At 54.8% G+C, this 20,672-nt stretch carries 20 protein-coding genes and 1 pseudogene; 4 read left to right on the top strand and 17 right to left on the bottom strand.

Going from position 1 to position 20,672, the window contains the following annotated elements; all coding sequences use genetic code 11:
* Positions 1 to 28: 28 nt before the first annotated feature.
* The gene (locus tag D3H35_RS05010; RefSeq protein WP_158593948.1) at positions 29 to 1,897 is read left to right on the top strand and encodes an EAL domain-containing protein; all 1,869 of its coding nucleotides are present in this window, start codon (positions 29 to 31) and stop codon (positions 1,895 to 1,897) included.
* A 347-nt stretch (positions 1,898 to 2,244) separates the two neighbouring features.
* Here the strand turns inward: D3H35_RS05010 and D3H35_RS05005 are convergent, their stop codons facing one another.
* The 9 genes from D3H35_RS05005 to D3H35_RS04965 form a co-directional block, all read right to left on the bottom strand.
* Positions 2,245 to 2,775: a YfiT family bacillithiol transferase gene (locus D3H35_RS05005; protein ID WP_119148027.1), complete on the bottom strand. Its 531-nt coding sequence runs from the start codon at positions 2,773 to 2,775 to the stop codon at positions 2,245 to 2,247.
* A 2-nt stretch (positions 2,776 to 2,777) separates the two neighbouring features.
* On the bottom strand, positions 2,778 to 3,173 hold the full coding sequence (locus D3H35_RS05000; protein ID WP_119148026.1) for a RidA family protein: 396 nt from the start codon (positions 3,171 to 3,173) through the stop codon (positions 2,778 to 2,780).
* 63 nt (positions 3,174 to 3,236) lie between these two features.
* Positions 3,237 to 3,692: a GNAT family N-acetyltransferase gene (locus tag D3H35_RS04995; protein ID WP_233567769.1), complete on the bottom strand. Its 456-nt coding sequence runs from the start codon at positions 3,690 to 3,692 to the stop codon at positions 3,237 to 3,239.
* Between the two features lie 16 nt (positions 3,693 to 3,708).
* On the bottom strand, positions 3,709 to 4,767 hold the full coding sequence (hisC, locus tag D3H35_RS04990; RefSeq protein ID WP_119148025.1) for a histidinol-phosphate transaminase: 1,059 nt from the start codon (positions 4,765 to 4,767) through the stop codon (positions 3,709 to 3,711).
* Positions 4,768 to 4,810: 43 nt separating this feature from the next.
* Positions 4,811 to 5,971, bottom strand: coding sequence for a metallophosphoesterase (locus D3H35_RS04985; RefSeq protein ID WP_119148024.1), 1,161 nt, complete (start codon positions 5,969 to 5,971; stop codon positions 4,811 to 4,813).
* A gap of 99 nt (positions 5,972 to 6,070) precedes the next feature.
* The gene (locus tag D3H35_RS04980) at positions 6,071 to 6,658 is read right to left on the bottom strand and encodes an RNA polymerase sigma factor (protein WP_119148023.1); all 588 of its coding nucleotides are present in this window, start codon (positions 6,656 to 6,658) and stop codon (positions 6,071 to 6,073) included.
* Positions 6,659 to 6,687: 29 nt separating this feature from the next.
* Entirely contained in the window at positions 6,688 to 7,863 is a 1,176-nt protein-coding gene (locus tag D3H35_RS04975) for an ABC transporter permease (protein ID WP_119148022.1), read from the bottom strand.
* The gene (locus D3H35_RS04970; RefSeq protein ID WP_119148021.1) at positions 7,841 to 8,569 is read right to left on the bottom strand and encodes an ABC transporter ATP-binding protein; all 729 of its coding nucleotides are present in this window, start codon (positions 8,567 to 8,569) and stop codon (positions 7,841 to 7,843) included. The genes D3H35_RS04975 and D3H35_RS04970 overlap by 23 nt, the downstream gene beginning before the upstream one ends.
* Positions 8,569 to 10,290, bottom strand: coding sequence for an efflux RND transporter periplasmic adaptor subunit (locus D3H35_RS04965; RefSeq protein ID WP_119148020.1), 1,722 nt, complete (start codon positions 10,288 to 10,290; stop codon positions 8,569 to 8,571). Before D3H35_RS04965 ends, D3H35_RS04970 begins: the two co-directional genes overlap by 1 nt.
* Before the next feature lie 152 nt (positions 10,291 to 10,442).
* Between D3H35_RS04965 and D3H35_RS04960 the strand changes: the two are divergent.
* The 3 genes and pseudogenes from D3H35_RS04960 to D3H35_RS04955 all read left to right on the top strand — a co-directional run bounded on the left by D3H35_RS04960 (position 10,443) and on the right by D3H35_RS04955 (position 12,595).
* Positions 10,443 to 11,125: pseudogene (locus tag D3H35_RS04960) on the top strand (response regulator transcription factor).
* Complete coding sequence (locus D3H35_RS32065; protein WP_233567768.1) at positions 11,122 to 11,589, top strand: hypothetical protein; 468 nt, start codon at positions 11,122 to 11,124, stop codon at positions 11,587 to 11,589. The pseudogene D3H35_RS04960 and the gene D3H35_RS32065 overlap by 4 nt, the downstream one beginning before the upstream one ends.
* A gap of 37 nt (positions 11,590 to 11,626) precedes the next feature.
* The gene (locus tag D3H35_RS04955; protein ID WP_233567767.1) at positions 11,627 to 12,595 is read left to right on the top strand and encodes a sensor histidine kinase; all 969 of its coding nucleotides are present in this window, start codon (positions 11,627 to 11,629) and stop codon (positions 12,593 to 12,595) included.
* Between the two features lie 938 nt (positions 12,596 to 13,533).
* Here the strand turns inward: D3H35_RS04955 and D3H35_RS04945 are convergent.
* The 8 genes from D3H35_RS04945 to D3H35_RS04910 all read right to left on the bottom strand — a co-directional run bounded on the left by D3H35_RS04945 (position 13,534) and on the right by D3H35_RS04910 (position 20,669).
* Complete coding sequence (locus tag D3H35_RS04945; protein ID WP_119148018.1) at positions 13,534 to 14,328, bottom strand: hypothetical protein; 795 nt, start codon at positions 14,326 to 14,328, stop codon at positions 13,534 to 13,536.
* Between the two features lie 82 nt (positions 14,329 to 14,410).
* A complete protein-coding gene (locus tag D3H35_RS04940; RefSeq protein ID WP_119148017.1) occupies positions 14,411 to 14,857 on the bottom strand; it encodes a GNAT family N-acetyltransferase in 447 nt (148 codons plus the stop codon).
* A gap of 26 nt (positions 14,858 to 14,883) precedes the next feature.
* Positions 14,884 to 16,032 (bottom strand): Ger(x)C family spore germination protein, encoded by a 1,149-nt coding sequence (locus tag D3H35_RS04935; protein WP_119148016.1) that lies wholly within the window; start codon positions 16,030 to 16,032, stop codon positions 14,884 to 14,886.
* Complete coding sequence (locus tag D3H35_RS04930) at positions 16,029 to 17,456, bottom strand: spore germination protein (protein WP_119148015.1); 1,428 nt, start codon at positions 17,454 to 17,456, stop codon at positions 16,029 to 16,031. The genes D3H35_RS04935 and D3H35_RS04930 overlap by 4 nt, the downstream gene beginning before the upstream one ends.
* The gene (locus D3H35_RS04925; protein WP_147355741.1) at positions 17,437 to 17,673 is read right to left on the bottom strand and encodes a hypothetical protein; all 237 of its coding nucleotides are present in this window, start codon (positions 17,671 to 17,673) and stop codon (positions 17,437 to 17,439) included. The genes D3H35_RS04930 and D3H35_RS04925 overlap by 20 nt, the downstream gene beginning before the upstream one ends.
* A gap of 38 nt (positions 17,674 to 17,711) precedes the next feature.
* Positions 17,712 to 18,539, bottom strand: a complete 828-nt coding sequence (locus D3H35_RS04920; RefSeq protein ID WP_158593947.1) for a GerAB/ArcD/ProY family transporter — start codon at positions 18,537 to 18,539, stop codon at positions 17,712 to 17,714.
* Positions 18,540 to 18,704: 165 nt separating this feature from the next.
* Positions 18,705 to 19,739, bottom strand: a complete 1,035-nt coding sequence (locus tag D3H35_RS04915) for a CobW family GTP-binding protein (protein WP_119148012.1) — start codon at positions 19,737 to 19,739, stop codon at positions 18,705 to 18,707.
* 15 nt (positions 19,740 to 19,754) lie between these two features.
* Positions 19,755 to 20,669 carry an aldo/keto reductase gene (locus D3H35_RS04910; protein ID WP_119148011.1) on the bottom strand — a complete coding sequence of 305 codons (915 nt, stop codon included), beginning with the start codon at positions 20,667 to 20,669 and terminating at the stop codon, positions 19,755 to 19,757.
* Positions 20,670 to 20,672: the final 3 nt, after the last annotated feature.

Raw genomic sequence — 20,672 nt, 5'->3', positions numbered from 1 at the left:
TGTCTATGGTAAAAAGGAGGACGGGACCATGTTCGGCTCCGAGATTGTATTCAGCTTGTTGCAAACTATCATCAACATGATCGTCTTCATCCTGATCTGCAATCGAATATACCCCTTTATCATTCATTGGAGCAGTTACCGTCGTAAAGTGATCATCGGCTTCCTATTCGGCATCGCGAGCTTAATATCGTTGAAGTTTCCCATCGTTGCCCAAAAAGGAATTCTAGTCAATCTAAATGATGTTCTGGCCGGCATGTCAGGATTTCTGGGCGGTCCGATCGCGGGAGCGATCACGTTCACGATGGCCGCAAGCTATCGAGCCATGCTCGGAGGAATCGGCGCCGTAGCGGGCATCGGCGTCATGCTCGTAGCGGCTTTCATTGGAGCGCTCTTACATCTATACATGCGTGGAAAAGGTTTTCCGAGCATGCGAAGGTTATGGATGCCTGTCATGTTCGGAGTAATAATCGCCATCGACAGCTTTGCATGGACGCTTCTGTTTCCCGTGCGCGTTCGTTTGGAGTTGCTCCATGATTACGCGATACCTTTTTTCACGCTCTACCCTCTCTCCGCCGTCGTCTTCTATTATTTAATGGCAGAGGAATGGTACAGCCTTCTTCACAAACGAAATACCTCGCTCTCCTTCCAGACGGTGCAGGCGCGATTGGAAAGACAAGCGGCCAAAGGACGCCCCTTCTCTCTGGTCGTTATGAATATCGACCAATTCAAAGCCGTTAACGAAATGTACGGCTTCTCTTTCGGCGACGAGCTGCTTGAAGAAGTGCGCAAACGCCTTAACGCCTTGCTGCCGGAGCAAGGCTGGTCTGCCCGAATTAACGGCGACGAATATTTGCTCTCCCTTCCTATTGCGGATAGGAAAGACGCTCTCCAATGGCTCGAAAATGCGAAAAAGGAGCTTACGTCTCCTTACACGGTAAAGCCCGACGGCAAGCTAGTGCATCTTTCGTTCAGCACAGGGCTCGCTTTGTCCGAGAACAACGAAATTCCCGTCGAAGAGCTGCTGCGGCAAGCGGATATGGCGCTTAAGGATGCCAAGACACGCGGACTCAACATGATCAGCCCTTACGAGCAGCGAATGACCGAACGGCTCAAGCAGCGGACTCTTCTGGAGGAAGAGCTGCGGTTCGCCTTGGAACGCAAGCAGCTATCCCTTCATTTCCAGCCGCAGTTCGAACTGAAATCCGGCAAGCTCAAAGGCTTCGAGGCTCTCTTGCGTTGGCACCATCCCGAACTCGGTGCCGTTTCTCCCGACGAATTTATTCCTATAGCAGAGGAAACGGGCTTGATAGTGCCGATCGGGCAATGGGTGCTCAGGTCGGCCTGCGAGACGATGCAACGAATTCTCCCTTTATGCCCCTCCTCGACGATCGGGGTGAACATCTCGGCGCTGCAGCTAATACCCGAGCAATTTCCGGATATGGTGCTTGAGACGGCGATGTTAACCGGGTTGCCGCTCGATCGATTGGAGCTAGAGCTGACCGAAAGCGAGCTCATGACTTCGCTGGACTCCGCGCAAGAGCAATTGACGCGCCTTAGCGAAGCAGGAGTCAGGCTGGCGTTGGACGATTTCGGAGTCGGCTATTCGTCGCTCAATTATTTGCGGAAACTCCCGTTTCACCGCGTGAAAATCGATCGCAGCTTCATACAGGATATCGGCACAAGCAAGGACGACGAGCTGGCCGAAGCGATCATCCGGCTCGTTCGCCAGCTGCATCTTGACGTTGTCGCGGAAGGATTGGAGTCCTACGACCAGCTTATGCGCTTGCAGGAATGGGGCTGCGACATCGCCCAAGGCTATTTGCTCGGACGACCGATGCCGGAATCGGAGCTTCACGCCTTTATTGCGAGAAACACGACTTCCTTCAGCGAAGCATAGTACCTCCTCCGGGCACATAAAAACCCTCCTCGTAACGGATATCATATCCATTCCGGGGAGGGTTTTCGTTTTCGTATTATGCGGGGATCTGATGCTGCGCAATAAGACGATTCTTTCGCCGTATTGGGCTGATGCGGCTTAAGTGGTGAGTAGTAAGACGATATTTTCGCGTTATTCCTTGGCTGAGCCGAGGAAGCCAGCAATGCAACTCCGAGTCGCTCCGCTCTAAGCGCTGCCGATTCTAGTCGGCAGGCTGTGGGCGCTTCAGGTTCAGGTTACCAACTGCTAGATGCATCCGGGTGGAGCTGACCGCGGTGACCGTTACGGACTCTGCTCCACACGGCCCCCTACCAGCCCATCTTTTCTCGCAGTTTCGTAATGTGCGCGACGTGATGCTTGCCGTGCCAGCTGTACGTACCAAGCGCTTCGGAAAGCGGGACGATGGTCTGCGATCCCGGATGAAAAAACGTACGCGAGAAATCATCTTCCGTCAGGGATCGAAGCAGCAGCGCCCAGCGGCCGTGCAGCCCGCGAAGCAATTCCAACGATAACGCGAGGGGAGCTTTCACTGTATCTTCGAGCAACGCCCATTTTTCTTCGAAATAGGGTTTAATGGACGGATGCTCCTCCGTAAGCGCCAGCTTGAATCTTATGAAGCTGTTCATGTGGCTGTCCGCCAAATGGTGAGCGACTTGCCGCACCGTCCACCCTCCGTCCCGGTAAGGAGTATCGAGTTGGTCGTCGTTCAGCCCGATCAGCGCTGTCGCCAGCTTCTCCGGAAGCTCTTCGATGTCGCTTATCCAAGCATCGCGCTGCGTGGAATCGATTGCGCCCTCGTGCAGAAACGGTCCGATCGGAAAACGCATATCTGTCGACATCCCTATTCCTCCTCAGTCAATATCGCTTGCGCTTCGATCTCTACGAGCAGCCTCGGATCGATCAGCGCCTTAACTTCCACCATCGTGGCAGCCGGTCGAATATCTCCGAACGCTTCGCCGTGAGCTTTGCCTATCTCTTCCCACCTGGACATATCGGTCACAAACATCCTCGTTCGAACGACATCTTTCAACTGTCCGCCAAGCTCCCGAATAGCGGCATCGATAATTTCGAGGATATGGACGGTTTGAGCATAGGCATCCCCTTCTCCAACGACTTCCCCATCCTTCATCGCCGTCGTTCCCGCAACCTCGATCTGATTACCTACCCGCACCGCGCGGCTATAACCGACGATCGGTTCCCATGGAGAACCGGTCGACACTTGCGTTCGTCTGCTCATACGAATCCCCCATCGAAAGTTCGATTTCATAGATTATCGAATTCCATCAGTTGATTAATGACATTAATTAACGAGAAGGTCATAGTGAAAAAACGATGTATCCTTCTCGAAGCCGAACGACTCGTACAACCGCTGTGCCGACTCATTGTCCGAGGCTGTCGACAAGGAAAGAGCTTTCGCCCCCGTCTCGATAGCATAGCTTTTTGCCGCATGAAGCAGTTTTTCCGCTATCCCTCGACGGCGAAAATCGGAATGAACGAACAAATCGTTCAAAATCAAGGAGCGCTTAATCGATATCGACGAGAAGGTCGGATAGAGCTGCGTAAAGCCGACTCCTCGCCCATTTTCCATAGCGATAAAAACGACCGACTCGGCTGCATGCATCCGCTGCTCCAAATATTCGCGAGCCGCCGCCTCGTTCGAGGATTGTCCGTAAAATTGCCTGTACAAATCAAACAACGGAGCAAGCTCGTCCAAATGGGCGCTCTCCGCGCGGACGATTTGAATTCCTTCCTTCATGCCCCCTCATCCTCCCCTAAGCAACGATCTTCTCGATGGCAGCGAGAAAGGCGTCCATTTCTTCGTCCGTGCCGATGCTCACCCTCAAATAGTTATCGATTCTCGGTTTGTTGAAGTACCGAACGAGAATGCCGTCTCGCTTCAACTGAGCGAACAGATCGGCCGCGTTCTTCTCGGGATGTGCGACGAAAACGAAGTTCGCTTTTGAATCGGTGACGTTGAAGCCTAGTCGAACGAGCTGCCGCACCGTTCTTTCGCGCGTTGCGATTACAGCTTGTCGAGTCGTCTCGAAGTAGTCGTTGTCCTCGATGGCCGCGATGGCTCCTGCAAGCGCAAGACGGTCGATTGTGTAGGAATTGAAAGAATTTTTAATTCGGTTGAGACCCTCGATCAATTCCTCGCTTCCGATGGCGAAGCCGACGCGCAGCCCGGCAAGAGACCTCGACTTGGAGAGCGTCTGCACGACGAGCAGGTTCGGATATTGCCCGACCAAGCCGATTGCGGATTCTCCTCCGAAATCGATATAAGCTTCGTCGATGACGACGACCCGATCCGGACTGGAATCCAGCAGCTTGCGAATCTGAGCCAATGGGATAGCTTGGGCGGTCGGAGCGTTGGGGTTCGGCAGCACGATACCGCCGTTCGGTCGGCGAAAGTCCTCGATCGGAACGCCGAAGCTCTCGTCCAAGGCGATCGTTTCGTAATCGAGACCGTACAGCTGGGCATATACCGGATAGAAGCTGTAAGTAATGTCAGGGAACAAAATCGGGCTGCCGGGGGTGAAAAATCCGGCGAATGCAAAAGCCAGAATTTCATCCGAGCCGTTGCCGACGAACACTTCCTTCTCCGATACGCCGTAACGAATCGCAATGGCGCGCGTGAGATCCTCGCAGGTCGGGTCGGGATACAATCTCAGTTGATCGCCGGTCGCACTCCGTATCGCCTCCAGTACGGCTGGAGACGGCGGGTAAGGATTCTCGTTCGTATTCAGCTTGATATACGTTTGGTCTTTAGGCTGCTCGCCCGGCACATAAGGAACCAGCGACGCGGTTCGTTCATTCCAATATCGGCTCATCGTAGGTTATCTCCTATATCGTTGATTTCACGCACTATTCCTCTTATCGGGCAAATTCCACATTGACGCGAATGACTTCGGATCGGCTTGCTATTCTAAGCGGCGGCCCCCATGTACCATAGCCCGACGAGACGATGACGTGCAGCGCCCCTTTGCGCAAATACCCCCAATCGAGCTCGAACAGTCTTTTCGTTACCCAATGGTTGGGCGCGAACTGTCCCCGGTGCGTATGGCCGCACAGCAGAACGTCGGCTCCCGCCGCTTCCGCAAGATCGAACTGATACGGCTGATGATCCATCAGAATGATCGGCATGGCGGACTCGACATCGGCAAGCAAATCCCGAGTCTCCAGTCTTCCGCTGCTGTCCATCTGTTCCGCCGATCGGTCCTTGCGGCCCGCTACGACGAACGAATCGGCGACAATCGCCTTCTCGTCCCGAAGCACCGTAATTCCGACATCCGACATTCGCTTAACGTACTCTTCGATATCGCCTCCAAAATATTCATGGTTGCCGAGTACCGCATAGACGCCGAATCGGGCTTTCAGCTTGCCGAGCACCGAAGCCATATCGTTGCGAACAAACGGCTCGATCGCGTCGTCGAGCACATCCCCCGGAAGCAAAATAACGTCAGGCTCCATCGCGTTTATCCGTTCGACGAGCCGACCAAGATGCCTGTTTCCGACAACATTGCCGAGATGCAAATCGGAAGCGGCGGCGATTCGTATTTTTTCGATAGCTCCTGCCTTCTTGTCCACGCGAACGTCGAAGGTTCTTGTGACCGTACTCCACGCATTGCGCGACCCGACGAGGAGGAATATCGTGAGCAGCCCGACGACGATTCCGCCTGCCCAGCTCACGAACGTATCCTTATCCGCACCGTTCGCCCACCCGATCCAGGCGGCAATGTCGACAAGCGGCAGCAGAATCACCGACATTTCCAATATGCCGATGTAATAGGATCCGAGCACTTTAAGCAGGCGGCCTGTCGGCTTAAGCGGTTTGGGCAGCGGAACGAGCCGACCAAAAAGATAGCCGAAAGAAAACAGTAGGAATACCGGCCAGTAGACGGCTTGCGGAAATGCCGGAACGACTGTTCCGAGCAGTACGGAACCGTGCCATCCGATGTAGACATTGAGTGCTGTCAGAAGCAAGAGCAGAGCGGAGATGAAAACAATCGTACGGATATTCAGGCGAGATTTCATGCGGCAGTACCTCTAGTATCGTTAGGATGGCAAGATAGGCTCTATTATAGCAAAAAACGGGTTCCGGAGCATTCCTGCCCGGTTACCCGTTTCCGCCGACTAATTCAATATCATATGGGGCCGATCCGCAATAACGGCGCGGGACCAACGTTCCACTTCCCAATTGACCGCTTGCCGGGGAGGCTTGCGGTCTTTGGTTTCTTTGCGCTGGCTTAGCTCCTTGTGCATACGGATCAGCCCCCTTGTCCGGAATAGAACGGATTTGACCGCCGGCACGGAGCTGTCCAGCTCGTCCGAAATTTCTTGCATCGTGTAACCGAAATATTCGGACAGCAGCCACATCTCAATGTTGCGGCTTGGCAGACGCTCGGAGAGCCACTCCATCGTCCCCCTCACTTCCGCGTAATTCGTATCGGTGTAGCACGACGCGAAATGATGAAGACCGGCGCGCTGCCTCCTCTTTTTCGCCCGGCAATCGTCGATCCACAAGTTTCGGGCAACCCGGATAAGGAAGGGCTTAACGTCCAGCCGGGGCTCGGAATGAAGAAAATAAATAAGCGACTTGAGCAACGCCTCCTGGCACAAATCTTCTCCGTCCCATTTGGAGTTCGTTAGAAAATAACAGTATTTGCGCAAATCTTCCAGATGTGGAACGACAAGCTCTTCGTACGTAAGCGCCGCGCTCATGCCGCCGCCTCCTTTCCTTCATGCCTTGATTATTCGAATCTGAGTGCCTCGATCGGTTTGAGCTTGGCGGCTTTGTTAGCCGGGAACATTCCGAATACGACCCCGATAACGACGGAAAAGACGAACGCAATAACGATGATTTGCATCGAAAATTCGATTCCCATATCGAGAGTGGCCGATGCAACCTTCGCGGCCCCCATTCCGATTCCTATGCCAAGCAGCCCGCCCAGCCCGCTGAGTACCATTGATTCGATCAGAAACTGCACGAGAATGTCTCGCTTTTTCGCTCCGATCGCTTTGCGGATGCCGATTTCCCTCGTACGCTCGGTAACGGACACGAGCATAATGTTCATGATGCCTATGCCGCCGACGAGCAGAGAGATCGACGCGATTCCCGCCAGCGCGAGAGTAAGCGTATCGGATACCGAGCTTAAAGTTTCCAGAATGTCGCTTTGATTGAACACGCGGTAGCTGTTGGTGCTTCCCCTGAACTTTTTGCTAAGCGCCGTCTCCAGTTCGGTTACGACCTTGTCGATCTGATCGTCTTTTTCCACCTGAACGTATACCGTTCTTGCTCCCTTGGACTTGAACAGCCTCTCTGCGGCCGTAAACGGAATCATGACGACCTCGTCGTTGGAGCCGTTGGTCGTACTCCCCTTGGAAGCGAGCAGCCCCACGACCTTGTAGCGGTTGCCGTTGACGAGAATGTACTCGCCGACCGGATTGCTGAAGCCGAACAGCGACGTAGCCGTATCCGAGCCGAGCACGGCGACCTTCTGCCGGAAATCCAGATCGATTTGCGACAGAAACCGTCCCGAAGCGAGCTCATACCCTCTGACCTTCATGTAATCCGTATTTGTTCCGACTACGCTGACGCTGTCTTCGGTTTTCGAATCGTATTTGATCGATGCGTTCGACGAGCTTGTCGGCGAAATATACTGTATCCCCGAGATGGACGACAAGCCGTTCACATCTTCGATCGATAGCGAATTGCTGGCTCCGCGACCGGTAATGTTGACTGTCAGCAAATTCGTGCCGAGTCCTTGCACCTGCTCTTGAACGGATTTCGTCGCGCCCTGGCCCAGAGAGACGAGCGCGATGACGGCGGTAACGCCGATGATGATTCCGAGCATCGTCAGAAGCGAACGAAGCTTGTTGGACAAAATGCTCTTGAGAGCCATCTTAAACCCCTGCATGAAGTTCATCCGGCAACGCGCCTCCTTTCTCTTCCTCGCTCAGCCGGCCGTCCTGAATGCGGACGACGCGCTTCGCTTGCAGGGAGATGCCCGGATCGTGAGTAATTAACACGATCGTATGGCCGAGGCCGTTCAGCTCGCGAATGAATCCCATTACTTCTTTGCCGGTCTTCGTATCGAGCGCGCCTGTCGGCTCGTCCGCCAGCAAAATCGGCGGATTGCCGGCAAGCGCACGGGCAATGGCAACGCGCTGCTGCTGCCCGCCCGACAGCTCGGAGGGACGATGGTCCATCCTTCCGTCCAAGCCGACCTTTACTAGCGCCGCTGCCGCCAGCTCCCGGCGTGCTTTGGCCGGGATGCCGCGATAGATGAGCGGAAGCTCGACGTTCTCGATCGCGCTGAGCTTGTTCAGCAGGTTGAATCCTTGAAAAATAAAGCCGATTTTCTTATTGCGGATATCTGCCAGCTTGTTCTCCTTCAATCGGCTGACTTCTTCGCCGTCCAGCCAGTAATCTCCGGAGGTCGGCGAATCCAGGCAGCCGACCACGTTCATAAGCGTCGATTTGCCTGAGCCGGAAGGTCCGACGATGGCGAGAAAATCTCCCGGGTAGACGGTAAGCGAGACGTCGTCCAACGCTTTGACGAGCTCGCCTCCCATCCGATACTGCTTGGAGAGATTCGTTATTTGGATTAACGGCTCGACTGAGTTTGCCATCAACGGCTCCCGCCTCCCGTACCTCCGCTGGATTGCCTTGTGGTCGTGGTCGTTTGGCGCTGACCGCCTTGTCCGCCTTGGAATCCGCCGCCTGGCATGCCTCCGCCTCCGATAGCGCCGCCGGTAATGCCGCCTACGCCGAAGCCGCCGCCCGGGAAGCCTTGGTTTTGCTGCGAGCTGCTGCTGCTCGTAACCGTCGGAAGCACGACCTGCTGTCCTTCCGTCAAGCCGGACACGATCTCGATGCTGTCTTCGTTCTTGATTCCGATTTCGACGTTGACCCGGCTCGTAGCCGTCACGCCCGTTGTCGTTGCCGCAACGCCTGCACCGGCTCCTCTGCCGCCGGAAAACTGCGAGCGCATCGACTGCCTATCCTCATCCGACATGTTCTGGAACTGTTCGCGCATTGCCTGGCGCTCTTCGTCCGTCATATTGCCGAAGCCGCCGCCCGGTCCGCCTTGACCGCCTGCGCCGCCCGCTTGGCCGGATTGACCTGCCCCGCCGGATGGAGCCGCTTGACCGGTTTGGCCGTTCTGCGGAGCCGTGCCGGTCTGATTGTCCGTTTTCGCTCCTTGGCCGCTTTGCGCCGCTTGGGTGCCTTGACCGGATTGCCCCGCTTGACCGGTTTGGCCTGTCTGTCCAGCTTGACCGTTCGCGCCATTCGCTGCGCCTTGCCCTGCCCCTTGGCCGCCGCTCGGACCGGTTCCCGTTCCCTGCGAGCTTCCCGAAGCCGGCACCATAACATAGTATTGTCCCTGAAGAGATTGCACGGCTTCGATAGGAAGATAGAGCGCGTTTTCCTTACTCTCCGTCAGAATGTTCGCTTCCGCGGACATTCCCGCTTTCAAGTTAACCGGCTCGGAGACGGAAATCGTCACGTCGAAGGACGAGACGCCGTTGCTGGCGGTGCCTTCATCGGCAATCGCCACAACTTCGCCCTCGTAAGTCTTCTCCGATATCGCTTCGACGCTGATTTGCGCTTTCTGGCCCTTCTTGATCGTGGAAATGTCCAATTCGTCCACGCCGACAACCATCTGCAAATTCGTGTAATCGACAACTTCGCCGAGATCCGTGTTCTGTCCCAACGCGTCTCCGGCAGTTAGATCGAAGCCCGTCAGCTGACCGTCAATCGGCGCGACGATCGGGTCTATCGAATTGTCTTCCTGAAGCGATTCGATGTCCGCCTCCGCCATCTCAATGTTGAGCTGCTGCTTCTGGATGCTAAGCGCGATGCTGGCTCGGCTATCGTCATCCTCTGCGGTTTTGTATTTCGTCTGCAGATCGGTCAAATCGAGCTTTTTGCTTTTCAGCTCCAATTGCTTGCTCTTCACTTGGCTAGACACGTCCGTCTGCTCGAACGTGGCAAGAACGTCACCCTTTTTGACCGTGTCGCCTTCCTTGTGCAGAACACTCTTAATAGTCGAGTTGCCGGACGAAGCTTTGATCGATTGCCGGTTGGCTGGTTCGATCGTTCCGGTGCCGCTTACTTTCACTTCAAGCGTTCCTTTGCGTACGACAGTCGTCGAGTAGCCGGCTGCGAGAGGCTTATCGTCTTTCTTCCAATAAATCCACCCCCCGGTTGCCCCTCCTCCGACGACGATGACCGACAGTCCGATCAGCGTCCATTTTTTCCATCTCACCGATGCGCCCCGCCCTTCCTTCATTCCGCGTGCCCCGCTTTCAACCGTAATTTCGTTCGCGATAATGTTGCATAGCGTCATTATGTCTGGCAAACCTTAGTCCGATATGAAAGCTAGCTGAAAGATTTCTGAACGAAAAAACTTGCGAGCTTTCAGCATTTTTTCAGCTTTCTCTCAGCAGGAGTTAAGGCGGTTAGAGCATAATAGGAATACCATCGAGGAGGAATAAGAGCATGCAGCAGAACAAAGGAATCAAAATTTTATTGATAGACGACGAGCCGAATATTTTGCAATTTCTGGAGCTGGGGCTCTCGAATGAGGGATTTCAGGTGCAGACGGCTCCGGATGGAGTAGCAGGATTGGCCGCCGCGGAGCAGTTCCGCCCGCACGTCGTCATTCTGGACGTCATGATGCGGAGATGGACGGCTTCGAAGTGTGCAGCAGGCTCAAAAGAATGCAGCCCGTTGCTGTGATCATGCTGACAGCCAAAGAAGATATCGACGACCGGGTAAGGGGATTAACGGTAGGTGCCGACGATTATATGCCCAAGCCGTTCAGCTTCTCGGAGCTGCTCGCCCGCGTTCATGCCCGCATTCGCAATCAATTCCCTCAACTGCTGGAGGAAATGCACATCGGCCCGTTCCGGATCGATAACACCAGCAAGAGGATCATGTTCCAGGAACGGGAGCTGGAGCTGTCTCCGACGGAATACGAGCTGTTGAAATGTCTCGTTCTGAACCACGGAGCGGTACTGAGCAAAAGCGTCATTTTGGAGCGGGTTTGGGGATACGACTTCGGGGGAGAAGAAAATATAGTGGAAGTGTACATTCGGTCGCTGCGTGACAAAATACTTGATCGCGAGCATAAAATTATCCGCACGATTCGAGGAGCCGGCTACCGGGTCGACATCCGATGAAGCGGCTCCGTCCTTGGCTCCGATGGCTGCCGCGCTCCCTCCAATTCCAATTGCTGACCCGATCGCTTGCGGTTTTGGCGGCGGTGCTCGTTCTCGTAGGGATGCTTCAATATGTGTTCATAAAATCTTTCGTATATCAAAATAAAGCTTCCACGCTGCTGCGCCAGATCGAATCGATACCCGGCGACATGTGGGAGCGCTTCGATTCTATAGCGCGAAGAGGGCGCAACGATCCGTTCCTGTTTTTTCCCGGCACTTCCGTCGCCTACATCGAAGCGGACGGAACGTTCCACGAGATCAGCTCGGACAAGCAATCCGGCTCCATTCCCCGCTTGGAAGCCGATGCTTACGAGAAGCCCGGAACGTTCCTCGCAATAAAAACGGCGGTTACGAAATTGTCGTCGACGACGCGGGTCGGAACAGCTTGTCGTTCTAGGGCAGGTTCGAAGCTTCGACCGAGGTAACGGCGGAATCGTCCAAATCAGCACGCGAACCGCGCCGATGAAAGAGGATTTGCTTCGCCAGCTGCTGCTGTTCGTCGGACTCGCCGTGTTCGCCCTCGTTCTCGGACTGCTTACGTTCCGTCCCGTGCTGCGAAAGACGCTTATTCCTTTATCGAATATCGTCGGCACGATGGAGCGGATGGACTCGGAGAGATTGAACGAGCGGCTGCCGGAAGAGCATGGGCAGACGGAAATCGATCGTCTCGCCCATTCCTTCAACCTGATGCTCGGTCGGCTGGAAGCTTCGTTCCTGGCGGAGCAGGAAGCGAAGGAGCAGATGCGCCGATTCGTAGCGGACGCTTCCCACGAGCTGCGCACTCCGCTGACTTCCATCCACGGCTTTCTGGAGGTTCTGCTCCGCGGAGCAGCTTCGAATCCGGAGCAGCTTCGCAAATCGCTGGAAAGCATGCATGGGGAATCCGAGCGCATGAACAAGCTCGTCCGCGATTTGCTTACTCTCGCCAGGCTTGACCGCGCTCCTACCGTACAATGGACCGAAGCCGATCTCTCCTCAATTGTCGAAGAGATGGAGCCTCAGCTACAGCTGCTTGCGGATCGAAGAAAAGTCGAGTTCGATCTTCACTTCGGATCTTATCGATTGCTTGACATCGATAAGATCAAGCAAGTGATATTGAACCTCTTCCACAACTCTATTCAGCATACGGACCCCGAGCGGGGCAAAATTCGTCTGCTCGTAAGACCGGTTGCGCAAGGTATCGAATTGTCCGTCGCCGATAACGGGTCGGGCATCTTGCCCGATCATTTGCCCCATTTGTTCGAAAGGTTCTATCGCATCGATTCCTCCCGCACGAGAAAATCCGGCGGAGCGGGGCTCGGCCTCTCCATTACGAAATCGATCGTCGATTTGCACGGAGGCAGCATCACTGTCGACAGCCGGGTCGGCGAAGGAACGGTGTTCCGCATCAGGCTGCCCGACAACATGACGAAGGTGCTTTCGCTTAGTTAATTCACAGCGGCATTAACAACATTCACGGTTAGTCCATGCAAGTTGGATGTAAAAAGTGGTTATTCGACGCTTCCATCTTGCCAAATGAAGGGGCTGCCCCTTAGGTCCATTTTATGACCTTTTGGGACAGCCCCTCTGTTGCGCTCTCGACCGCACTTCCCGCCGATTGTATGGTACCTCGTCCCATTGTTGCGCTCTCGACCACACTTTTGGCCGATTGTATGGTACCTCGTCCCACTGTTACGCGCTCGACCGCACTTTCGGCCGATTGTACGGTACCTCGTCCCACTGCTGCGCTCTCGACCGCACTTCCCGCCGAAAGTATGGTACCTCGTCCCACTGCTGCGCTCTCGACCGCACCTTCGGCCGAAAGTATGGTACCTCGTCCCACTGTTGCGTTCTCGACCGCACCTTCGGCCGATTGTATGGTACCTCGTCCCACTGTTGCGCTCTCGACCGCACTTTCGGCCGATTGTACGGTACCTCGTCCCACTGCTGCGCTCTCGACCGCACTTCCCGCCGAAAGTATGGTACCTCGTCCCACTGCTGCGCTCTCGACCGCACTTCCCGCCGATTGTATGGTACCTCTTCCCACTGTTGCGTTCTCGACAGCACTCACGGCTGATTGTATAGTACCTCGTCCCACTGTTGCGCTCTCGACCGCACATCCCACCGAATGTATGGTACCTCGTCCCACTGTTGCGTTCTCGACAGCACTCTCGGCTGATTGTATGGTACCTCTTCCCACTGTTACGCGCTCGACCGCACTTTCGGCCGATTGTACGGTACCTCGTACCACTGTTGCGCACTCGAACACCACTTCGAGCCGATTGTACGGTACCTCGTACCACTGTTGCGCTCTCGACCACACTGAAACAGGGGCTGCCCCTTAGGTCCATTTTATGACCTTTTGGGACAGCCCCTCGTTATGCTCGCCTTTATATTTTTTGCACGCCTTGAAACAAGGTTGCGATGTAGAGGCTCTCGCCGTCGGAGTCGACGTCGGTTACCTGACAGCCGAGCTTCACGGCCATAAGGCGCGGCGCATTGCGGAACCGGCTGATCCGGTACAGTCCCTTGTCGGTGCAGGCGAAGGACTCGTTGCCCGCATTAACGACGTTGAAGACGAACAAGCTGCCGAATTTGTACCGCTCGAAGCCGCCTTTCCGATTGCCGATCAGAAGCTCGCCTTTTTCCGTCGCTCCCATGATAACGCCCTGCGAAACGATGAGGCTCGTCACCGCTACGTTCAACCGGAAATTCATCCAGGCTTGAGCGAGCCTATCGTAGATCGATAATCCCAAATCCATTCCGATGACTATAAAATGAGGCAAATATAAAAAATCGTAAACGACTCTGCCCGAGCAGGAGAGCGCCCGCCATTCATTCCCGTCCTTGCACCATAATCCATTGGACGTGCCGGCCAGCGATACTCGGCCAACCTGCTTGAATTGATAGCAGAACGCTCCGAGACCGCCGGGAGTCCACCAATTCTCTTCTCTCTTGAACAAGCCTTGATTCGTGCAGGCGTATATATCTTCACCGTATACTTGCAAGCGGTTCACGTGCGTATCGTCGGGAAGTCCTTCGTCCAGCTGCACCCATTCGCTTTCGGGCGCCTTGTGCATGATGCCTTGTCCTAGAGGCACGGCCAGCATGGAATCCGGCGACAAGAGCTTGACCGTTGAAAAATGAAACGCCAATCTGGGAGTGGAATCCGAATGCTCGTGCAAAACAAACGTCAGCTCCTTTCGGGATATCGGTTTGTTCTCATTTTAATGATAACGATTATCAATGTCAATAAAGGAATGGAAACTATTTCAGAGATCTGCTCATTCTGACGTGAAGAATGCCCGCATCGAGGAATGCTTCTTCCGATTCTGTCACATATCCGAGCTTCAGGTAGAACGGCTCGGCTGTACATTGCGCGTCCAACACAGCCTGCGTGAATCCTCGCGTGCGCGCATCTCGCTCCATCCCCTCCATCAGAACACGGCCGGCCCCCGTCCCTCTGTAACGCGCCCGAACGGCAAACCGCTGTATTTTCACGGCCCCGGGACGGTCGTCGTATTCGCGCCAGCGCCCCGTCGCGATCGGGACGCCGTCCTGCCATAAGAGAAAATGTGTGCACGGTGCCGACAAAACGTCGTATTCGTCCATTTCCTCCGATTCGGGCACGCCCTGCTCGTCGACGAACACTTCCATTCGGATGGCGAAAGCTTGCTTCAGTTCATCTTCGGTATCGATCCTTTTGCATTCCATGTTGCAGCGATTCTCCTTCCCTGAGGTCACTTCAGCTTACCGGTGCTCATAATTTTAACGTTCACGATCATTTTCACCGGAAGCCGCTCAAACTCGATTCCTTCCGCCTTAGCCTTTACCCAACTTTTGTGATGATACCGGTAGGCTTGCTCCTCTACATTATACAGGTCTATTCCCTTCTTCGCCGAATATTGGATGGAGCGTTGCAAATCATCCTTGACCGCTTTCTCGGCCAGTTGCATCATTTGCCGCATTCCGAGCTTCTCCATCTGCTCCTTGACGACGGACTGAACGTTGAGCGTAAATACGTACGAGCCGCCGTTAACGCCGGGAACGTACTTGATTTGCCCCTTGTTCGAAATGACGGACAAGCTTGCCGCATAAGAACCGTCCTTCATGATAGGGATAGTCGATTGCAGCATCGATGCTTTGAACCATTTCATTCCGCGAATTTCTTCGTCCTTGATTTCGCCGATCCATTTGCCCTTCTTGAACGCATAGGCACCTTCTACGTAGGGGAACCGGGCAGGCTTGCCTTCCGCCAGCCAATGCTTGTCGGACATGACCATTCGCGGAATGAGCGCCGTCAAGGTCGGGTTCCGATATTCGCGGACGAAATGCTGAACGTCCGCTATCGGACTGTGAGGCCGCTTCTCCACGTTGTAACCGGGGTTGTAGTAGACATTCATGAGCGGCGATTTGTTGAAATAGCGATCGGCATTGAACAGCTCCGGAATATCGATATCCGTTGCAGTCAATTGCGTCGTATAACGAACGGCGCGGTTGCGATTAAGGGCGTCCAATATATCGCTCATTTGGGAAAGCGCCCTCTCGTTGACGATGACCGCCATCAATTGCTCCAGCGAAGGTGGTTCCTGAATCGTATTGAGCAAGTCCTGCATCGCCAAATAAACCGTATGGCCTTTGGCTATGCCAGTGAAAGAGGCCGGCGCATTGCTCGTAGCCGAGTTTGCTTCGCTTTTAGCGACGGTCGACATATCGATCAATTGGACGTATAACGTGAATTGCTCCGATTGCGCGTCATAATCGACTCCGAGCGCCGTGACGTAATTGACGTCTTGAATCGTAACCTCGTCCCAGCAAGCCGATAGCATCGTCGATAGAATGACAAGGCACACTCCCGATAGAAGTATACGCCTCAGCTTCTCTCTCATCGCTTTCCCTCCGATTGGGACGATCCCGATTCCGGCCGCTTGGGCGAGAATGCTCCTCTCCTGCTGCGGATAGGCAGACGTATGAGCGCGGGCAGCACGTCTTTCCAACGGATCGGAGAAACCGGCGACAAATAAGGATGGCCGAAGGAATTAAGCGTCGACACATACAAAATGAGCGAGAATAGCCCAATAAAAAAGCCGAACATACCAAGTACCGAACTAAGGAGGAGAACGCCAAAACGCAAGACGGTAACCGCGCCGATCAAAGTCTGATTGACCAAGGTGAACGATGTGACCGCCGTAATCGCTGATACGACGAGCATCGTCGGAGAAGTCATCCCGGCGCGAATGGCAGCGTCCCCCACGATAAGTCCCCCTACGACGGCTACCGTTTGACCGACCGCGCGCGGCAGCCGGACCCCCGCCTCCCGGAACAGCTCGAACATAAGGAGCATAAGCGTCATTTCCATCGTTGTCGATAACGGCAACCCGTTGCGGGACTGGATGACCGTTGCCAGCAGAGGAAACGGGATTTGGTCGGGGTTGTACGCGGAGAGCGCTACCCAGAATCCAGGCAGAAGCAATGTACACACCAGGCCGACGAGACGAATAATCCTTTCGAACGTTACGAAATAGTAAGGCATGCTGCTGTCTTCGGGCGATTTCAGCAGCAGGAACATATTAATTGGGGCTACGAAGCCTTGGGGAGTTCCTTCAACCAGGAAGACGACTCTTCCCTTCATTAACGCTTCAAACAAGTAATCGGGCCGTCCGCTATAATCGAGCTCGGGAAACAGGCTGGACGGATTGTCCTGCAGCAGCCCCTCGATAGCCGCACCTTCCAATGCATCCACCTTGATGGATCGGATTCGGCGGCAAGCCTCCTCGATTAATTCCGGCTTCGCTCGGCTTGCTACGTATAGAAGCGCCACAGGCGTCTGCGTAACGGAGCCGACCGCAAATCTTTGTACCTTCAAATCGACGGAGCGCAACCTCTTTCGAATCAGGGCAATGTTGACCGACAGCTCTTCGATCAGTCCGTCCTTCGGCCCTTTGACCGATATTTCGGTGCTCGATTCCTCCGGACTTCTTCCGGGAATTTGCGACAATCCGGCAGCGAAGACGCGACCATCCGCAAATAGCAGAATAGCGCCCGAGAACAGTATGGAAAGCAGCGCTTTTTTGTCCGCATCCGTCTCTTGATGGAGCTCGCTCGTTTGGTAAGGCGGCTTGCGCCGACCGTCTTCTTTTCTTTCTTCGGCCAACCACTTCGGCACGATAGTCTCATACAGCAGCCGATAATCGATCATTGCTTCTTCGAATGCAATTACGATTGAACCGGCTTCGGCAGCGAGGTGCTCAAGCCTTACGTCCGAGCAGCCTTCGATAGCATCGTCGAACCAGCTATGCCCCGTTTTGAGCATTCGATTTTCCTCCCTTCCGCGAAACGACGGCGAGCAGGAACAAGTACATGGACAGCAACAAGGCGATCGGAAGCATCGATGGCGTATACCAGGAAACGAGAAAATATTGCAAGGAGTCTCCCGTCGGATAGACGTTTACAAACAGAACGAGAAAAATTATTAAGGCGATGAACGCCCCTCTATGTTTGTTGGAACGAACGCCGAACATGTCCGCCAAAAGACACAGCGCCGACGCCGTACGCACGAATGCACCGCTCAGCCATTGGTAGATCGCAAAAAAATCGAGATGCTCGATATATTTGCCGATCTGTACGAGACGCCATTGAGAAAAGGCCGGGTACCGTTGGAGACTGGCCTCCGCCGGACCGAATTCGGCAAGCGCCGCGACCGTCGGCCCATGCACAGCACGCTTATGATGACCCCCGTCAACAAAACTTGCTTGCGTTTGAACGGGCTGTTCGCATATTGCTGGAGGAGGATGAACAGGATCAATTCGGCGAATCCACCGCCGACGATCAACATTCCGCGCAAAACGGGGCTCCAGCCATGCTCCAATATCGGGAACAGCTCGTTGTAATTTTTGCGTCCGGTATTCGCGCCGGCGACGAAAAAGCCGAGCAGAACGACGAAGGGGAGCAATATGCCGGATACGATAGCGATCGTTCGGAAGCCGACATACGCCGCGAAGCCGCATAAAATCAAAAAGACGGAAGTCGTAACGACCATCGGCGTTTTGGGCAAATAGGTCGTTGTAGCCCATGTCAGCGTATCCGTAGACGTAATGACGATGTCCATAACCAATAGAACTCCGAAAATGAAGGCAACCGTCATTCGGCTGGCTTTTCCGGAGACGGATTCTATCCATGCCAGCATCGGCTGCTGCCTGACCGCTTGAACAACGCGATGCACGATAAGCAGCCATAGAGGCAGCAAGGCGCTGCACAGCAAGATCGAGAGCCAGGCGTCGCGGCCGGCCGCTCCGAGCAGCAGAGGCATAATGATGACGTGATTAAGCAGACCGATCGACAGCATAATGACCATAATGATAGGAGCAATGCTCGTTTTTCCGATTGGCATGGACATCCTCTCACCCCCCGCCTTACTTTTTCCGGCAAGGCAGGAAACTATGCGGAAAGGAGAGGCTTTCATCGTTCAAGCCCCTTGATAGCAAAGCCGTAAGCATGACAAAACAGCCCCCGGAATCCGTCAAGGACCGAGGGCTGTCATAATGGGTTGATGATTAAGTTACTAATCTTGAGCCTCGAACAGATCGTCGAGCTGCTTTCGAAGCTCTGTTTTCGAGAAGCCTTCCCCGATAAAAACGGCGACGTCGTGAACCGTCTTCTGAGGCGTGATGGGCAAAAAATCGGTTTCCTTGTACGCATACTGAAACAAATACCGATTGGCCGTGTCGTGAAAGCGGACGATTCCTTTGGCTCTGTAGACGCCGTCCGGCAATCGTTTCAAGAAAGCTTCGAATGCGTGACTATCCGCTGCGCCCGGCAAATAGTGGGTGACTGCGTTCACATGATCGTGAGCCTCGTTCTCTTCGTGAGCATGATGATGAGCGTGCGGCGAATATGGCGCCGATGCGCAGGAATCGTCGTGCTCGTGATCGGGGTCGTCGTTGTTGCAGGCCGAACGAATCGCAAGCTCATTCGTATTCGGATTCGTCCAGTCCGCATATACCCAGTCCGGCTCGATGCGGCTTTTGACCGTGGCGGCCAGCTTAGCATGCGCATTCCAGTCGGAGAGAGCGGCCTCGACTTCTCCCAGCTCCTCTTCCCTGACCAAATCGATTTTGTTGAGCACCAGATGGGAGGCGACCCGGATTTGCTCCTTCATCAGCTTGAACGTTTTGCCCGAGCCGATCCGCAGCCGATCGAGAAGATGACGGGCATCTACGACCGTAATAACCCCTCTTAACTCGATCTTCGCGTATAATGACGCCTCGGTGACCGAGTCCATGATTTCGAACGGCTGGGCGATTCCGGTCGATTCGATCCAAATCACGTCCGGCTGATGCTCTTGCGCCAGCTTCACTAGCTCCAAGCCCAGATCGCCGCGGCTGGAGCAGCAAATACAGCCGCCCAACAGCTCCGTCATCGGCACGTCTTCTCTCGCGACCGCCCCTTCGATATGAATGTCCCCGACTTCGTTCATAAGAACGGCCGGCTTCCAGCCTCGCTCCTTGGCGTCATCGAGGAGCAGGTTCAGCAAGGTCGTTTTGCCGCTTCCGAGAAAGCCGCTCAATACGTAAACGGGAATAACGTTGTCATTCATCGCGCGACTCCTTTACTATCGAACGTCCTGCGGGTGTCCGGCTTCCACCAAATCGACCGCTGCCGCATTCGCTTCCACTTGAGCCGGATCCTTGCAGCCCGGGATAACGCTTGTGACCGCCGGATGCTTCAAGCACCAGGCAAGCGCCCAAGCGGCCATATCCGTTCCGGAAGGAACCTCTTCGCGCTTGATTCGTTCCGCTTCGACGAGCTGCGCCTCGACCGCGGCCCGATCCCTCCGCGAACGAACATCGTCGGTTGCGAAGGCGGCGCCCGGCTTATACTTGCCGCTTAACAGTCCGCTGGCGAGCGGAACGCGTGCCAGAACCCCGAGGTTCTGCTCCAGACATGAAGGGAACACTTCCGCTTCGGGCTTGCGGTCGAGCCTGTTATAGACGACTTGAATCGCTTCGGCTCCGACGGCCTCGGCGCGAGACGTCTGGTGGATGTTCTCGTTCGAGCCGATGGAAATGCCGAGATGACGAATTTTCCCCGCTTGAACCTGACGGTCCAGAGCTTCCCATAACGCATCCCGATCGAATACGACGTTCGGCAAGGAATGGAACTGATACAGATCGATGTAATCCGTTCTCAGCGCTTGTAAAGACCGCTCCAACTGCAGGATCACTTCGGCGGGATCGCCCTCGTCCGTTCGCTCGAACCGATTGTGAAAGCGATGGCCGAACTTCGTCGCTACAATCCAGTCCGATCTGTTGCCCTGTATGTAGTTGCCGATAAGCGACTCGGACAAATGATCGCCGTAGCACTCCGCCGTATCGATCAGATTGATGCCGAGCTCGGCGGCGCGGCCAAGAATCGCATCGGCTTCGCTCTGCTCGTACGTTCTACCCCATTCGCCGCCGAACTGCCAAGTGCCCACACCGACGACGGACACTTGCAATCCGGTTTTACCAAGCTTTCTATACTTCAAAAC

Origin of the sequence: Cohnella faecalis, assembly GCF_003570905.1 — a bacterium.
GTDB lineage: Bacteria > Bacillota > Bacilli > Paenibacillales > Paenibacillaceae > Cohnella > Cohnella faecalis.
The sequence above is the reverse complement of the archived record's forward strand: the minus strand, read 5'-3'. Positions and strand labels throughout refer to the sequence as shown.

What these genes read in the sequence shown, in the direction of transcription:
- D3H35_RS04920 (WP_158593947.1), bottom strand. Translation starts at nt 18,539, where the DNA reads ATGTCCATGCCAATCGGAAAAACGAGCATTGCTCCTATCATTATGGTC.
- D3H35_RS04975 (WP_119148022.1), bottom strand. Translation starts at nt 7,863, where the DNA reads ATGAACTTCATGCAGGGGTTTAAGATGGCTCTCAAGAGCATTTTGTCC.
- D3H35_RS04915 (WP_119148012.1), bottom strand. Translation starts at nt 19,739, where the DNA reads ATGAATGACAACGTTATTCCCGTTTACGTATTGAGCGGCTTTCTCGGA.
- D3H35_RS04980 (WP_119148023.1), bottom strand. Translation starts at nt 6,658, where the DNA reads ATGAGCGCGGCGCTTACGTACGAAGAGCTTGTCGTTCCACATCTGGAA.
- D3H35_RS05010 (WP_158593948.1), top strand. Translation starts at nt 29, where the DNA reads ATGTTCGGCTCCGAGATTGTATTCAGCTTGTTGCAAACTATCATCAAC.
- D3H35_RS05000 (WP_119148026.1), bottom strand. Translation starts at nt 3,173, where the DNA reads ATGAGCAGACGAACGCAAGTGTCGACCGGTTCTCCATGGGAACCGATC.
- hisC (WP_119148025.1), bottom strand. Translation starts at nt 4,767, where the DNA reads ATGAGCCGATATTGGAATGAACGAACCGCGTCGCTGGTTCCTTATGTG.
- D3H35_RS04965 (WP_119148020.1), bottom strand. Translation starts at nt 10,290, where the DNA reads ATGACGCTATGCAACATTATCGCGAACGAAATTACGGTTGAAAGCGGG.
- D3H35_RS04970 (WP_119148021.1), bottom strand. Translation starts at nt 8,569, where the DNA reads ATGGCAAACTCAGTCGAGCCGTTAATCCAAATAACGAATCTCTCCAAG.
- D3H35_RS04995 (WP_233567769.1), bottom strand. Translation starts at nt 3,692, where the DNA reads ATGAAGGAAGGAATTCAAATCGTCCGCGCGGAGAGCGCCCATTTGGAC.
- D3H35_RS04985 (WP_119148024.1), bottom strand. Translation starts at nt 5,971, where the DNA reads ATGAAATCTCGCCTGAATATCCGTACGATTGTTTTCATCTCCGCTCTG.
- D3H35_RS04940 (WP_119148017.1), bottom strand. Translation starts at nt 14,857, where the DNA reads ATGGAATGCAAAAGGATCGATACCGAAGATGAACTGAAGCAAGCTTTC.
- D3H35_RS05005 (WP_119148027.1), bottom strand. Translation starts at nt 2,775, where the DNA reads ATGTCGACAGATATGCGTTTTCCGATCGGACCGTTTCTGCACGAGGGC.
- D3H35_RS04930 (WP_119148015.1), bottom strand. Translation starts at nt 17,456, where the DNA reads ATGCTCAAAACGGGGCATAGCTGGTTCGACGATGCTATCGAAGGCTGC.
- D3H35_RS04955 (WP_233567767.1), top strand. Translation starts at nt 11,627, where the DNA reads ATGAAAGAGGATTTGCTTCGCCAGCTGCTGCTGTTCGTCGGACTCGCC.
- D3H35_RS32065 (WP_233567768.1), top strand. Translation starts at nt 11,122, where the DNA reads ATGAAGCGGCTCCGTCCTTGGCTCCGATGGCTGCCGCGCTCCCTCCAA.
- D3H35_RS04935 (WP_119148016.1), bottom strand. Translation starts at nt 16,032, where the DNA reads ATGAGAGAGAAGCTGAGGCGTATACTTCTATCGGGAGTGTGCCTTGTC.